The sequence below is a fragment of the Flavisericum labens genome, assembly GCF_045446075.1.
GTDB lineage: Bacteria > Bacteroidota > Bacteroidia > Flavobacteriales > Flavobacteriaceae > Flavisericum > Flavisericum labens.
The window spans coordinates 164,945-179,402 of sequence record NZ_JBJJBQ010000003.1 but is presented as its reverse complement, the minus strand read 5'-3'; the positions used below and the strand labels follow the sequence as shown (position 1 = coordinate 179,402).

Sequence of the window (14,458 nt, the reverse complement as noted above, 5' to 3'; positions counted from 1 at the left end):
AATTTTAAGATTATGACGTGGACACAGTGGTTTATTTTCATTTTAATCATTCAGGTTATTCATGGGCTAGGCACATGGAAATTGTACGTTAAGGCTGGCCGACAAGCCTGGGAAGCTTTTGCTCCAATTTACAATGCAGCTGTTTTAATGAAAATTATCAACAGGCCTTGGTGGTGGACCATTCTGTTATTTTTGCCCATCGTCAACCTCATCATGTTTCCTGTAATTTGGGTAGAGACCGCCAGAAGTTTTGGCAAAAATACCACTCTAGACACCTTTTTGGCAGTCATCACTTTAGGTTTTTACAATTACTATTTAAATTATGCAGCCGATGTAAAATACATTGAAGACCGTAGTTTACAACCTAAATCGGGTTCTGGTGAATGGACAAGTTCCATACTTTTTGCTATCGTAGCTGCAACCATTGTTCACACGTATTTTATTCAACCGTTTACCATTCCGTCGTCTTCATTAGAAAAATCACTTTTAGTTGGTGATTTCCTTTTTGTTAGTAAATTCCATTATGGCGCAAGAGTTCCAATGACTACGGTTGCTGCTCCTATGGTACACGACACCATTCCTAAATTGGGCACAAAGTCGTATTTGTTTGACGACCATAAAGGCAGTAATTCATGGAAAAACAAATTACAACTCCCCTATTTAAGAATTCCGGGATTTGAAGATATAGAACGTAACGACATTGTAGTTTTCAACCAACCAGCCGATACCCTTCTGGACATGAATGATTTTCATCCAGACCGAAACTACTACAAACCCATCGACAAAAAAACCAATCTGGTAAAACGTTGCGTTGGTATTGCTGGGGATACTTTAGAAGTACGTGATGGCTTTGTTTTTATCAATGGCGAGAAAAACGAATTACCCGACAGGGCACATTTACAGTTTAGTTACTACGTGCAACCAAAAACCAATCGGTTTAATCCTAATTTTGTAAAAGAACGTTATGATATCACTGATGGCTTCGGAATTATCAATAACCAAAATACATATTATTTTTCAGCGATTTCAAATGAAGCTTTGGCCAAATTCAAAAATCATCCCAATGTTGTTAGTATAACCCCTAACATTAAAGAGAAAGGTGTTCGCGACCCCAATATATTTCCGCATCACCCAGATTACAATTGGAATGTCGATCAGTTTGGTCCACTGTATATCCCTGAAGAAGGAAAAACCATTAACATAAACCTAAAAAACTTACCGCTTTACAAACGTGTTATTACCGAGTACGAGGGTAACACATTACAAGTAAAAGGCAACCAAATATTAATAAACGGTGAAACTACCAATCAATATACATTTAAACAAAATTACTATTGGATGATGGGTGATAACCGCCATAATTCTATAGATGCTCGTGCATGGGGTTTTGTACCATTTGACCACGTTGTTGGAAAACCCGTATTTATTTGGATGAGTTGGGATGGTGCTAGTCCGCGTTGGGAGCGCTTCTTCACTACCGTTAGCGGAGAAGGCAAGGCTACCTCATATTTCATTCCGTTTTTAGTATTACTATTCGGATGGATAGGTTTTAGCAAATGGAGGAAACATAAGAAGGCAAACAATTAATTTTGTCATTCCTGCGAAGGCAGGAATCTATCAAACTAAATTAACTAAGTTGGATTCCTGCCTTCGCAGGAATGACAAGTATATGAACATTTTAATCCATCCCACATACTTTCCAAACATCGCCCAATTTGTGGCTATGGTAAATGCTTCGGAAGTTGTTCTTGAAATGGAGGATAATTTTGTGAAGCAAACCTACCGTAACCGTGCTTACGTTTATGGAGCTAATGGCAAATTAGCTTTGAATATTCCGGTAGTGCATTCGCAAAAAAACAGGCAAAAGTATCGCGACGTAAAGATTTTTAATGAAGAAAACTGGCAAAGTCAGCATTGGAAATCATTACTTTCAGCCTACAGAACATCACCTTTTTTTGAATTTTATGAAGACGAACTTCACCCTTTATTCACTGAAAAAGTAGAGTTTATCTTAGATTTTAATCTAAAATGTTTTGAAACTATTGGCGATTGTTTGCAACTGGATTTAAACACATCAAAAACCAAAACTTTTCAAAAGAAAACAGATTACCAAACAGATTGCCGGTTTTTAGTCCATGCCAAAAAAGAAGTGCCTCAGAACTTCGAGACCTACACACAAGTGTTCAGCAATAAGCATGGTTTTATCTCTAACCTCAGTATTTTGGATTTACTTTTTAATGAAGGCCCTAACGCACTGAATTACTTAGAATCCCAAAACCTAAACCTTCCCTGATGCTTCAAACATTTGCACATTACGGATGTCATATTTTGCTTCCTTTGGTTGTGGCTTTAATTTGGTTTAAATCACAATGGAAAATAGCATTTTTAATTATGTTCGCTGGGATACTAATTGATTTAGACCACTTGTTGGCCAATCCCATTTTTGACCCCAATCGCTGTAGTATCCATTTTCATCCGCTGCACACCTATTACGCCATGATTGTTTATTTAGCTTTATTGGTTCCAAAGAAAACGCGTTTAATTGGATTGGGGTTGGCTATCCATATCATAGCAGATAGTGTGGACTGTTCTTTTATGTAAAAGGTTAGTTTTATTCACCCAAACACAACGTAGTCATAATCGGGTAATGGTCAGAATAATGTTGATCATAAGTCTTAAAACCATTAACCTCAAAAGCCTCATCCGAAAGGATAAAATCAATTCTTACTGGGAAAAATTTAAAATCGTAGGTCCGTCCAAAACCATTTCCAGCTTCTTTGAAAGTATCGTTTAAATCACCTTTTATTTTTTGATATACATATGAAAAAGCGGTATTATTAAAATCACCACATACAATCATTTTATAGTGACATTGTTTTTTATGCTCTAAAAACAGCTCCGTTTGAAATTGCTGCATTCTAAAGGAATTACTAACGCGCTTTAAAAGTCGCTCAGAATCTTCTTTTTGCAAACTTTCAGGTTTGGTATTTATTCGCAATGATTCCAAATGAATATTATAAACCCGTATGGTATCAACGCCTTTTACAACATCGGCATAAATAGCATTGTTAGCCGTATTGGGAAATTCAATAGAGCCAGAATTAATTATTGGGTATTCTGAAAAAATGGCTTGTCCGTATTTAGCCTTTTTTCCAGATAACTTTTCGAACTTATAACTGAAGAACGATAAATCTATATTTTTATGTGGATGGTATTCTTGAAGGCATAAAATATCTGGTGCCTCTTCCTTTATAAAATCTTTTATTTTTGTTTCAACACCTTTTTCAGGTATCCACTCGTAAAGGTTAAACAACCGAACATTGTAGTTCATAACCTTTATATTATTTGCATTTTCAATTTTTTTCGAAGATGAAAACTTGTAGAGTGACCCAAAAGAAAAATAACCAATAACGAGTACTACCAGTGATAAGGTCAAATGTTTTTTAACCTTGACCAACCAATAGAAAAAGAACAGCACATTAAGAATTATTAAAAACGACACCCCCAAGTTCACAACGGCTAAAACAGCAAACGTTTTGGGCGGTAAAAAAGGAAAAACAAAAGACAACAAAAGTAGAACCGCAGCAACCACATTTGTTAAATAAATAATTTTGTTTATTAAGCCTAAGTTTTTCATGGTACTACTTACCTGATCTAAACAAAAATTCCTTTTCTTCGGCAGTTAAACTATCGTAGCCACTTTTACTAATTTTATCAAGAATAACATCAATTTTCTTCTGATTATTAAACTCCTTAAAATCTGTTTTAGTATACCCGCCCATTTTACCCTTGTTCTTATGCACGGTCTTTAACGGCCCTTTTTTGGATGGCTTAAACCAACCCGCCACTGTATCCATAACGCGCTCAAAACCTTTACCGATATCATTACCTTTAAATAATTGTTTTGCATAAAAATACCCCAGTATAGCACCGCCTAAATGTGCCAAATTTCCACCAGAATTAGCTCCGAACAATCCCAAAACATCTATAACCACAATGGCTGCCCCAACGTACCACAATTTTAAATTAAAGGTGAAAAAACGGATTTCTTGATTGGGCATATAGGCGCATAGAAAAATCAATAATGCCCGCACAGCTGCCGAAGCTCCTACCAAATTAGAATACCCGCCAAAAAAACTGGGCAAAATGGTATAACCTAACATAAATATGAATCCTCCACATATCGCTCCTAAAAAATAAACATTCAATGCCATTTTCGGGCTGAACAAGTTTAAAAACATTCGTCCTAAAAAGTACAGCCAAAGCATATTGAACAACAGATGCCAGAGGTCAAAATGCAAAAAAGCATAAGTGATAATACTCCAGGGTTTTAATATAAAATCGCCAAAATCACTGGGCAACTTAAACCAAATCATATAAGGTTTTAACAACAAACCCAATACAAAAACCACTATGTTTATAACGATAATTTTTTCTAGTACATTAAGTCTAGAAAGTTTATATTTTATGTCTTGAGAGAGCGAACTCATTTAATACCAACGGTTTTGATTAAACTGATTTCTTTTCCAGTACCACATAATGATGAAGCCCGTTAATGCTCCACCGACGTGGGCGAAATGGGCAATATTACCAAAGCCAAAAATTGATTGACCTCTAATACCTGATATCAAATCCAAAAGTATAAGACCAGGAATAAAATATTTAGCTTTTATAGGAATAGGTAAAAATATCAGCATCAATTCAGCATTGGGATTCATCATACCAAAGGCGGCAAGAATACCCATCAAACAACCAGATGCCCCAACCATTCTAGTATAAAAAGTATCCTCAAGATTATTAAAATTTTCATTACCAATGATTGATTTTACCAAATCCTCATTTAAGCCGCTACTGTTCATTGCAGAAATAATGTCTGTAAGAGAATATCCTTTTTCAATCAAAGGTGATGTCAAATCATAAAAAACAAAAAAATTGTACCCTAACTGTAGCAATACTGCACCGAGTCCTGCTGAAAAATAAATAAACAAAAAACGCTTACGTCCAAGCACCTGTTCAACTGGCGTACCAAACATCCAAAGTCCAAACATATTAAAAAACAAATGCATTAAACCACCATGCATAAACATGTGTGTTAAGATTTGCCAAGGTTTAAACCAATCATTTTGTGGAAAAAACAAAGAAAACCATTTATTAAACAGTAACCCATCACCAATGGCAATTGTTCCAACAAACATAATCACATTTATAATGATTAAGTGCTTAACGGTTTCTGAAATTCGCATCATAGTTTATATAAATTTTTTATCCAATTCGTCAACGCTCATGGTAACAAAAGCGGTTCGGTTTGTAGGAGACACATTAGGTTCTTTGCAAGCAAAAAGCTGGTTTACCAAATGTTCCTGTTCATCTTTTTTTAATGACTGCCCGGCTTTAATGGCCAGGCTTTTAGCCATAGATTTTGCCAGCAAATCGGTGGCACTAAAATTACTCTCGGGCACTTCATTCTCAACATCACTTATAAGTTGCTCTAAAATGATAGACACTTCACTTTCTGGAACACCAACGGGCACACCTGTTATTTCAATTTGATTGTCTTCAACACTTGAAAATACAAATCCGGTATACTCTAAATCTTCTTTAAGCTGCTTTACAATAAGAATGTCTTGGGATGAAAAGTGTAATTGCAACGGAAACAGAAGCTGTTGACTTATAGCTTCTTTAATGGTTATGTTTTGAAGAAATTCTTCGTACAAAATACGTTGATGCGCACGGTGCTGGTCGATTACCAACATTCCCGATTTTATGGTGCTTACAATATATTTATTATGAAGCTGATAGGTAGTGTTTGCTGAACTGACTTCGTTTTCACCTTCAAACATACTGGCAGTATGCTCCTCACTCTCAAAATGCACTTCGCTAAAATCGTTTTGTGCTTCATTTTCTTTTGATTCTAAGCCCACATACAGACTATCCCAATTATTTGGTGTTGGCTTAAATGATTCGGACTGCTTCCCAGAGCCTGAAAATTTCGTTTCATTTTTAAAAGGGTTGAAGCTTTTATCAACCTCAATTTTTGGAGTTTCAGCTTTATTGCTTTTATAACTGTATGGTGTATCTAGATTGGGGTCGCGATCAAAATCGAGAACCGGAGCGATATTAAACTGTCCTAAGCTATGTTTAACAGCCGAACGCAACAAGGCGTAAAGCGTATGTTCGTCATCAAACTTAATTTCGGTTTTTGTGGGGTGGATGTTTATGTCTATTGTTTGCGGATTAACTTCTAGATTTAAAAAGTAACTGGAGTGTGTTCCACTTTTCAGTAAACCCTCAAAGGCAGATCCAATGGCATGATTTAAATAAGCGCTTTTTATGAATCGGTTATTGACAAAAAAATACTGTTCCCCTCGTGTTTTTTTGGCAAATTCAGGTTTACCTACGAAGCCTGAAATTTTCAACACCTCGGTATCTTCTTCAACGGGCACCAGTTTTTCATTGGTTTTATTTCCGAAGATATTAACAATGCGCTGCCTAAAATTGCTCACCGGCAAATTAAAAGTCTCACTGCCATTATTGTACATGGCAAATGCGATATTGGGATGAGCCAAAGCCACACGATGAAACTCATCGGTAACGTGCCTTAGTTCAACGGCGTCTGATTTTAAAAAATTTCGACGGGCTGGAATATTAAAAAACAGGTTCTTTACAGAAACCGATGTTCCGGTTGGCGTGACCACCACCTCTTGCGACGCAACATTACTTCCTTCAATCACCAAACAATTTCCCACATCGTCCTCGGCCTGTTTGGTTTTTAATTCTACATGGGCAATGGCTGCAATACTAGCTAAAGCCTCCCCGCGAAAACCTTTAGTATGTAACTGAAACAAATCTTCTGCATTTCTAATTTTTGAGGTAGCATGACGTTCAAAACTCAACCTTGCATCAGTATGGCTCATGCCCTTGCCGTTATCAATAACCTGAACGAGCGTTTTTCCAGCGTCCTTTATTATAAGTTTTATTGTGTCGGCACCAGCATCAATGGCATTTTCTAAAAGCTCTTTAACTACGGAAGCCGGACGTTGTACAACTTCTCCAGCAGCGATTTGGTTCGCAACATGGTCAGGTAAAAGCTGAATGATGTCTGCCATAAATTTATTTGGGTAAGAAAATAGATAAATCGAAATCAATGATGAACAAAAACACCAAAATTAAGATAGCAACAATAATTAAAATACGTTTATTTGCCTTCTTATCTGGGTTTTTATAATCGTCCCATGCATCATTGAACCTAGATTTAATACCTTTATTAGATCCAACGGTTTTTCGATATTCATCAAATTTGTGCTTTATTTCATAAGGGTTGCCTTCGCCTTTATCGTCATAATAACGTGGCGTATAGCTAAATTTTTTATTTTTCCTTAATTTTAAAAGTCCCATAATTACTCCGTTTTTGTATTACATGTATTTTTTGTCCAACACATACATACAAATCAATAATAGTACCAAAACTAAAATTAGAATTTTAATCGATATGGCACCTCTTACTTTGGTTTTGGCGCTATTGGTACTGCGCCATTTCGAAACAAATTCCTTGGTGCCTGAATCACTATCAGACGAACTAGAATTTGTTTCACCTTCTTTAGAAAAACGAGGCTGATAATTAAAGGTTCTATGTTTACGTTGTTTAAACAAAATCTAGCGCTGCTTGTCTTTCAAAAGTACTTAAAAATAGGGAGAAAGTTAGGATTGGATTGCTAAAAAATGTTAACAACTATAATTGATTTGTCATTGCGGGGGAGGTGCGACTGTGGCAATCTTTCTCTTATACAGACTGCCACGTTTTACAAAAAAGTAAAACTCGCAGTGACGTAAAATCCATTAGAAAAAAACTAACTGTTTTTACGAAGGTCGGCCATTTTTATAGCTGCAATAGCGGCTTCTGTACCTTTATTACCGTGCTTACCGCCCGAACGCTCAATAGCTTGCTGCATCGTATTGTCTGTAAGAACACAAAAAACAACAGGAACATCACTTAACACGTTTAGGTCTTTTATGCCTTGGGTTACGCCCTCACACACAAAATCAAAATGTTTGGTTTCACCTTGAATAACACTACCAATGGCTATAACGGCGTCAACATATTGCTCTTGCATTTTTTTACACCCGTAAACGAGCTCGAAACTGCCCGGTACATCCCACCGAATAATATCATCGGCAGGCACACCATTCTCTATCAATGCACCGTAAGCCCCTTGAAACAAACCCTCGGTAATTGTATCGTTCCACTCTGAAACAACAATCCCAAACCGAAAATCTTTCGCGCTTGGGATTGTGTTTTTATCGTATTCGGATAAATTTTTATTTGCCGTAGCCATATTATTTATTTGCCAATACTTGGGCTTTTCCTATAAACACTTCTACTTTTGATGCTTCAGCCGAATTTGAATAATCGTCTTTTATTCTTTTAAAATACTTTAAAGCTTTATCGGCCTCTCCTAAATCTAGAGCAATAGCACCCGCTTTAAATAAATACATGGGTGTCGTGTATTCATTATCACGCATTTTAGCAGCTTGTTCATAGTACCCCAAAGCATCTTCCGGTTGGTTTAACTGTACAAAAGCATCTCCAATATTTCCTTTAGCCAATGGCGCTAAAATTTCATCGTCACTTTTAAAATTGCTTAAGTATTCTACAGCATTTTTGTAATCTTTCAATCTTAAATAAGCCGTACCTGCATAATAAGTGGCCAAGTTTGCAGATGGTGTTCCACTATATTCCTCAATAATATCTAACATACCAAATTTACCTTCACCGCCATTCAATGCTAAATTGTAAAGAGAATCTTTTGCAGTACCCGTAACGGCTTGATCAAAGTATTTTTGTGCTTGGAACATATCGTTCATCGCATTGGTTTGCTTTGGTTTAGCAATAAACTCTTTATAACCAAGAGAACCTAAAACGACTAGTGCTACAACACCTATAATAATGAAAATATATTTCTGATTTTTAGCTACAAAATCTTCTGTTTTTGATGCGGTTTCGTCAAGCGTATTAAAAACTTCAGCAGTAGTTGATCCTTCTTCAATATTTTGCTCTTTCTCTACTTTTGTTTTTGGTTTGTAACCTTTCTTCTTGTAAGTTGCCATTTATTCAGTATAAATTAATGTGGCGCAAAAATATAATTTTTCTTCATAACTAAAAGGGTATTTATTTGATATTTTTCAATAATTTGCAGTTCTTTTTAGGCATTAACCGCCTAAACGCCCTATAAGTTGCTTTTTGTATGATTTTGAAATCACTTTCTTTATTAAACTATAAAAATTTCGACAGTAAATCGTTCGTTTTCAATGATAAAATAAATTGCATTGTAGGCAATAACGGTATTGGAAAAACCAACGTGCTTGATGCCATTTACCATTTATCGTTTGGAAAAAGTTACTTTAATCCTATAGCGCTACAAAACATTAAACACGACGAAGAATTTTTTGTAGTTAATGGCGAATATGAAAAGGAAGAGAAAACGGAAAAAGTAGCCATCAGTCTTAAACGCGGACAAAAGAAGGTCATTAAACGCAATGGAAAAGCCTACGAAAAATTCAGCGAGCACATTGGTTTTTTACCTTTGGTCATTATATCGCCAGCCGATAGCGATTTAATTATTGAAGGTAGTAGTACGCGCCGGAAATTTATTGATAGCGTGATTTCGCAAAGCGACAAAAACTACCTGAGCCATCTGATAAACTATAACAAAATACTAGCTCAGAGAAATGCCCTATTAAAATATTTTGCTTTAAACCACACGTTTAACAAAGACACCTTAGATGTTTACAACAGCCAATTGACCGAATATGGCTCCATTATTTTTGAAAAGCGCAATGGATTTTTAAAAGAATTCATTCCTATTTTTAAATCGCGTTACGAAGCCATTAGTAACGGCAACGAAGCGGTTGATTTAGTGTACCACAGCCCTCTTTTTGAAGATGATTTGAATATGTTACTGCAACGCACTATCAACAAAGACAAGGCTTTACAGTATACTAGTGTGGGTATTCATAAAGACGACTTACATTTTAACATTGAAGACCACCCAATTAAAAAATTTGGCAGTCAAGGACAACAAAAATCATTTTTAATTGCCTTGAAATTAGCGCAATTCGACTTTATTAAAGCACAAAGTGGGGTTAATCCTATTTTGTTATTAGACGATATTTTTGATAAACTGGATGAAAACCGTGTAGCACAAATCATTAAACTAGTGGACGATGAAAATTTTGGACAGCTTTTTATAAGTGACACGCACGCCGAACGTACCGAAAATGCAGTAAAACAGGTGCATCAAAGTTATGAGGTTTTTAAGCTATAGTGCTTAAATTTTGATAATTTTACGCCCTAATTCTATTGTGAATTAAAGGTAATACTTTATCGTTTAAACAAAACGCATCAAACCAACAGATTATAATAAAATGGCCAAACGCAACAACGAACACATCAATATAAGCGATGCACTTAAAGAATTTATAGAAACCAATAAGTTAGAGAAAGGCTTGGACAAGGTAAATGTGGCTGATGCTTGGGCCAAACTTATGGGAAACGGCGTTAATAATTACACCACTTCGGTAAACCTAGAGCGAGAGACCCTGTACGTACAATTAAGTTCGAGTGTTTTAAGGGAAGAGTTAAGTTACGGCAAACAAAAAATCATCACTATGCTGAACGACGAATTGGGAAAGAAAATAATTAAAAAACTGGTTTTAAGATGATTAAATGTTAAATTTTAACAGAAATAATTACCCAAAATCCAACAAGCGATCATTATTTATATTACCTTTGGCACTTTAATTTATATAATACAAATACAATGAGTAAAGGTACCGTAAAATTCTTCAACGATTCAAAAGGTTTTGGATTCATTATTGAAGAGGACAACAACAAAGAACATTTCGTACACATTTCAGGACTAATCGATGAAATTCGTGAAGGTGATGTTGTAGAATTCGATCTACAAGAAGGTAGAAAAGGATTAAACGCCGTAAACGTAAAAGTAGTCTAACGATATACTATTTAACAATTACAATTAAAGCCTATCATTTTTTGATAGGCTTTTTTTATGACCATCTATGATCATAAAATATTGATTCATAAACATAATGAGATGCTGAAACAAGGTCAGCATGACAAAAACAAAATAGTATAACATAAGACGGACAATCAAATTTTCACATAAAAAATCCCGCCAATAAGCAGGATTCTAATTCAGTTTTTTCAATATGTCTTAAAATGTATCGCGACCAGAAAAATGGAAAGCACCTTCAATGGCAGCATTTGCATCACTATCACTGCCATGTACTGCATTTTCACTTATAGAATCTGCATATAATTTTCTAATAGTTCCTTCAGCAGCGTCTTCTGGGTTTGTAGCGCCAATTAAAGTTCTAAAATCATCAACGGCATTATCTTTTTCTAAAATAGCAGCAACAATAGGCCCACGAGTCATATACTCAACCAATTCACCAAAAAACGGACGTTCTTTATGGATACCGTAAAACTCCTCGGCATCAGCTTTTGTCATTTGCGTTAATTTCATCGCTACTATTTTAAAGCCAGAAGCCGAAATTTTTTCTAATATCGCACCAATGTGTCCTTTTTCAACCGCATCAGGCTTAAGCATGGTAAATGTTCTATTTGTTGCCATTTTATAATTTTATTTGTGTGCAAAAGTAATGTATTTCTAATGAAATGCAAGTTATCTAATTTTAAAAATATCGTATCTTCGTCACCTATGAAAAAACAAGATATCTCAGGCATTAAAGCGTTATTGGCTACAAAAAAAAAGATTGTCATTGTACCTCATAAAAACCCAGACGGCGATGCTATTGGTTCCTCATTGGGGCTTTGCCAGTTTCTTTTAAAAGGCAACCACAAAGTGCATGTTATAACACCAAATGATTTTCCTTCGTTTTTAAAATGGATTCCAGGAAGCGATGCTATTTTAAAGTACGATTCACAATCTAGAATTTGCGACGCTCTGATTAATGATGCCGATATTGTTTTTACTTTAGATTTTAATGCCTTCCATAGAACGGGCGATATGGAATCCGTTTTAGAAGAAAGTAAGGCCACTAAAATTATGATTGATCACCATCAATCGCCTGACGATTATGCGCTTTATACTTATAGCGACGTAAGCATGAGTTCTACTTGCGAAATGGTGTATCATTTTATCGATATGTTAGGTGACACCAATTTAATAGACAAAGATATCGCCACCTGTTTATATGTAGGTATTATGACCGATACGGGGTCGTTTCGATTTGCGTCTACTTCAAGTACCACGCACCATGTAGTTGCCAATTTGATTGAAAGAGGTGCTAACAACTCTGAAATACACAACCATATTTTTGATTCCAATAGTTATGAAAGCCTACAACTGTTAGGCCGTGCGCTCAGTAATTTAAAGGTCATACCAGAATCTAGAACAGCTTACATTACGCTTTCCCAAGAAGAACTCAACCAATTCAATTACAAAAAGGGTGACACTGAAGGTGTTGTGAATTATGGCCTTTCGTTGGACGGTATTATTTTAGCTGTCATTTTTATTGAAGACAAACAAGAAGGCATCATAAAAATATCTCTGCGGTCAAAAGGCAACTTTTCGGTTAATGAAATGTCTAGAGCACACTTTAACGGTGGAGGGCACATTAACGCTGCGGGAGGCAGGAGCCATTTATCACTACACGAAACCGTTGAAAAATTTATTAGTATATTGCCTAGTTATAATAAAGCCCTGAATAATGAATAAATTACTAAAACTCGCTTTTGTTTTATTGCTTTTTAGCTGTAAAACACCCGAAGCACGACGCCCCATTTCTGTGAAATCTGGGTCGTTTATTGATGCATCGATTGAACGCAACAAAAAATTGAATGCCAAAGAACAGGCTTCCATAGAGAAAATATTAAAAAAGCAACAACAGGAGTATCTCACTTCAGAAACTGGTTTCTGGTACTACTACAATACTAAAATTGAAAACGATACCTTAAAAACCCCTGCTTTTGGTGATATTGTCAACTTTAACTATGATATAAAATCGTTAAACGGAAGTGTTATATATTCTGCCGAAGATTTAAAAACGCAGAGCTATGCCATGGACAGAGAAGAGATTTTTACTGGCCTTCGCGAAGGTTTAAAACTTATGAAATCTGGTGAAACCGTTACTTTTTTATTCCCATCGCAAAAAGCATACGGCTATTACGGCGATGAAAACAGAATAGGCAGCAACACACCTTTAGTTTGTGAAGTAACCGTAAATTCAATTACCTCCAATCAAACCAATTAAAATGGCACCACTCAAATTAGCTTGTAAAGTTTTATTGCTCATATTTATTGTCCAATTTTCATCTTGCAAAGCACCTTACCCTGAGCTTGAAGACGGCATGTATGCTGAATTTACTACCAACAAAGGCATTATGGTAGCTAAGCTCGAACAAGAAAAAACGCCTACTACCGTAGCTAATTTTATATCGTTGGCGGAAGGCACCAATACCTTGGTGAACGATTCGTTAAAAAAGAAAAATTTTTATAACGGATTAATATTCCACCGTGTTATTCCAGATTTTATGATTCAAGGCGGCGACCCCAATGGCGATGGGTCTGGCAACCCAGGTTACCGATTTAACGACGAGTTCGACCCTAGTTTAAAACACGACAAAAAAGGTGTTTTGGCCATGGCGAATTCTGGTTTTGGCACTAATGGCAGTCAGTTTTACATCACTCACAAAGCTACGCCTTGGTTGGATGCTTTTGACGAAGACGGTCATCCAAAAAACTGTGAAAACCGTCGTGTAAGTTGCCATACGGTTTTTGGTGAAATCGTTTTAGGACTAGAGGTGGTCGACTCGATTGAGCAAGGTGATACTATTCAGGAAGTGAAAATTATCAGAAAAGGAAAATTAGCCAAGAGATTTGATGCTCCTGAAATTTTTAAAAATCATTTTATTGAAGCTGAACATCTAGAGAGAGAAAAAAAGGCTAAAGCTGAAGCTATTTTAAAAGCATCAAAAGAGAAATTTGAAAACCAAAAAGCACAAGCTTCCTCATTGGAATCGGGATTACAATATTACATTTCTGAAAAAGGCACTGGGAAAAAACTGCCTGAAGATGCCGAGGTTTTAACCCATTATGCCGTTTATTTTGAAAACGGAAAATTATTGGAAACCAGTAAACTTGAAATTGCAGAAGCTTTAGATGCGGTTAATCCACTACGAAAAGCTTCAGATAGATACCAACCTATCGCAGCCAACATTGGTCCAGACGCCAGTATGATTCCCGGGTTTAAAGAGGGACTACAACAACTAAGCGTGGGCGATAAAGCCACCTTATTTATTCCGTATCATTTGGCTTATGGCGAATCGGGCACACGTGGTATTCCTGAAAAATCAAACCTTATTTTTGAAGTTGAAATTATAGAACTTCTTAAATAAACTTTAACACAAAACACTTTG

18 protein-coding genes are annotated in these 14,458 nt (G+C 36.0%); 10 read left to right on the top strand and 8 right to left on the bottom strand.

All coding sequences use genetic code 11. From position 1 onward, the window contains the following. Window positions 1-12 precede the first annotated feature (12 nt). The 3 genes from lepB (at window position 13) to ACIEHO_RS07275 (ending at window position 2,601) form a co-directional block, all read left to right on the top strand. Window positions 13-1,587: a signal peptidase I gene (gene lepB / locus ACIEHO_RS07285; protein WP_406970172.1), complete on the top strand. Its 1,575-nt coding sequence runs from the start codon at window positions 13-15 to the stop codon at window positions 1,585-1,587. 82 nt (window positions 1,588-1,669) lie between these two features. Then, window positions 1,670-2,293 (top strand): WbqC family protein, encoded by a 624-nt coding sequence (locus tag ACIEHO_RS07280; protein ID WP_406970170.1) that lies wholly within the window; start codon window positions 1,670-1,672, stop codon window positions 2,291-2,293. Then, window positions 2,293-2,601, top strand: a complete 309-nt coding sequence (locus tag ACIEHO_RS07275) for a DUF6122 family protein (RefSeq protein ID WP_406970168.1) — start codon at window positions 2,293-2,295, stop codon at window positions 2,599-2,601. Before ACIEHO_RS07280 ends, ACIEHO_RS07275 begins: the two co-directional genes overlap by 1 nt. 10 nt (window positions 2,602-2,611) lie before the next feature. Here the strand turns inward: ACIEHO_RS07275 and ACIEHO_RS07270 are convergent, their stop codons facing one another. From ACIEHO_RS07270 to ACIEHO_RS07250, 5 genes are read right to left on the bottom strand one after another with little or no spacing between them, the layout of a single operon-like run. Continuing rightward, window positions 2,612-3,637, bottom strand: coding sequence for an endonuclease/exonuclease/phosphatase family protein (locus tag ACIEHO_RS07270; RefSeq protein ID WP_406970166.1), 1,026 nt, complete (start codon window positions 3,635-3,637; stop codon window positions 2,612-2,614). 4 nt (window positions 3,638-3,641) lie between these two features. Further along, the gene (locus ACIEHO_RS07265) at window positions 3,642-4,490 is read right to left on the bottom strand and encodes a rhomboid family intramembrane serine protease (RefSeq protein ID WP_406970164.1); all 849 of its coding nucleotides are present in this window, start codon (window positions 4,488-4,490) and stop codon (window positions 3,642-3,644) included. Continuing rightward, complete coding sequence (locus tag ACIEHO_RS07260) at window positions 4,491-5,246, bottom strand: rhomboid family intramembrane serine protease (protein WP_406970162.1); 756 nt, start codon at window positions 5,244-5,246, stop codon at window positions 4,491-4,493. It abuts the gene before it with no gap. A gap of 3 nt (window positions 5,247-5,249) precedes the next feature. Next, entirely contained in the window at window positions 5,250-7,106 is a 1,857-nt protein-coding gene (gene mutL, locus ACIEHO_RS07255) for a DNA mismatch repair endonuclease MutL (RefSeq protein WP_406970160.1), read from the bottom strand. Window positions 7,107-7,110: 4 nt separating this feature from the next. Beyond that, window positions 7,111-7,395 carry a riboflavin synthase subunit beta gene (locus ACIEHO_RS07250; protein WP_406970158.1) on the bottom strand — a complete coding sequence of 95 codons (285 nt, stop codon included), beginning with the start codon at window positions 7,393-7,395 and terminating at the stop codon, window positions 7,111-7,113. Window positions 7,396-7,489: 94 nt separating this feature from the next. Here ACIEHO_RS07250 and ACIEHO_RS07245 point away from each other — a divergent pair, with 94 nt between their 5' ends. Then, entirely contained in the window at window positions 7,490-7,615 is a 126-nt protein-coding gene (locus tag ACIEHO_RS07245; RefSeq protein ID WP_406970156.1) for a hypothetical protein, read from the top strand. Window positions 7,616-7,847: 232 nt separating this feature from the next. Here ACIEHO_RS07245 and ribH read toward each other — a convergent pair whose 3' ends face one another. Next, window positions 7,848-8,333, bottom strand: coding sequence for a 6,7-dimethyl-8-ribityllumazine synthase (gene ribH, locus ACIEHO_RS07240; RefSeq protein ID WP_406970154.1), 486 nt, complete (start codon window positions 8,331-8,333; stop codon window positions 7,848-7,850). A 1-nt stretch (window position 8,334) separates the two neighbouring features. Beyond that, window positions 8,335-9,105: a tetratricopeptide repeat protein gene (locus ACIEHO_RS07235; RefSeq protein ID WP_406970152.1), complete on the bottom strand. Its 771-nt coding sequence runs from the start codon at window positions 9,103-9,105 to the stop codon at window positions 8,335-8,337. A 137-nt stretch (window positions 9,106-9,242) separates the two neighbouring features. Here ACIEHO_RS07235 and recF point away from each other — a divergent pair, with 137 nt between their 5' ends. The 3 genes from recF (at window position 9,243) to ACIEHO_RS07220 (ending at window position 11,009) form a co-directional block, all read left to right on the top strand. Next, entirely contained in the window at window positions 9,243-10,322 is a 1,080-nt protein-coding gene (gene recF / locus ACIEHO_RS07230; RefSeq protein ID WP_406970150.1) for a DNA replication/repair protein RecF, read from the top strand. 100 nt (window positions 10,323-10,422) lie between these two features. Continuing rightward, window positions 10,423-10,719, top strand: coding sequence for a DUF721 domain-containing protein (locus tag ACIEHO_RS07225; RefSeq protein WP_406970148.1), 297 nt, complete (start codon window positions 10,423-10,425; stop codon window positions 10,717-10,719). 98 nt (window positions 10,720-10,817) lie between these two features. Beyond that, a complete protein-coding gene (locus ACIEHO_RS07220) occupies window positions 10,818-11,009 on the top strand; it encodes a cold-shock protein (RefSeq protein WP_019386352.1) in 192 nt (63 codons plus the stop codon). Window positions 11,010-11,231: 222 nt separating this feature from the next. On the opposite strand, the gene ACIEHO_RS07215 is transcribed toward ACIEHO_RS07220, so the two are convergent. Then, the gene (locus ACIEHO_RS07215) at window positions 11,232-11,651 is read right to left on the bottom strand and encodes a nucleoside-diphosphate kinase (protein ID WP_406970146.1); all 420 of its coding nucleotides are present in this window, start codon (window positions 11,649-11,651) and stop codon (window positions 11,232-11,234) included. A gap of 87 nt (window positions 11,652-11,738) precedes the next feature. On the opposite strand from ACIEHO_RS07215, the gene ACIEHO_RS07210 reads away from it, so the two are divergent. The 3 genes from ACIEHO_RS07210 to ACIEHO_RS07200 are packed head-to-tail and all read left to right on the top strand — an operon-like array spanning window position 11,739 to window position 14,437. Continuing rightward, entirely contained in the window at window positions 11,739-12,758 is a 1,020-nt protein-coding gene (locus tag ACIEHO_RS07210; protein ID WP_406970540.1) for a DHH family phosphoesterase, read from the top strand. Further along, the gene (gldI, locus tag ACIEHO_RS07205; protein ID WP_406970144.1) at window positions 12,751-13,293 is read left to right on the top strand and encodes a gliding motility-associated peptidyl-prolyl isomerase GldI; all 543 of its coding nucleotides are present in this window, start codon (window positions 12,751-12,753) and stop codon (window positions 13,291-13,293) included. The genes ACIEHO_RS07210 and gldI overlap by 8 nt, the downstream gene beginning before the upstream one ends. A 1-nt stretch (window position 13,294) precedes the next feature. Continuing rightward, window positions 13,295-14,437: a peptidylprolyl isomerase gene (locus ACIEHO_RS07200; RefSeq protein WP_406970142.1), complete on the top strand. Its 1,143-nt coding sequence runs from the start codon at window positions 13,295-13,297 to the stop codon at window positions 14,435-14,437. Window positions 14,438-14,458 lie beyond the last annotated feature (21 nt).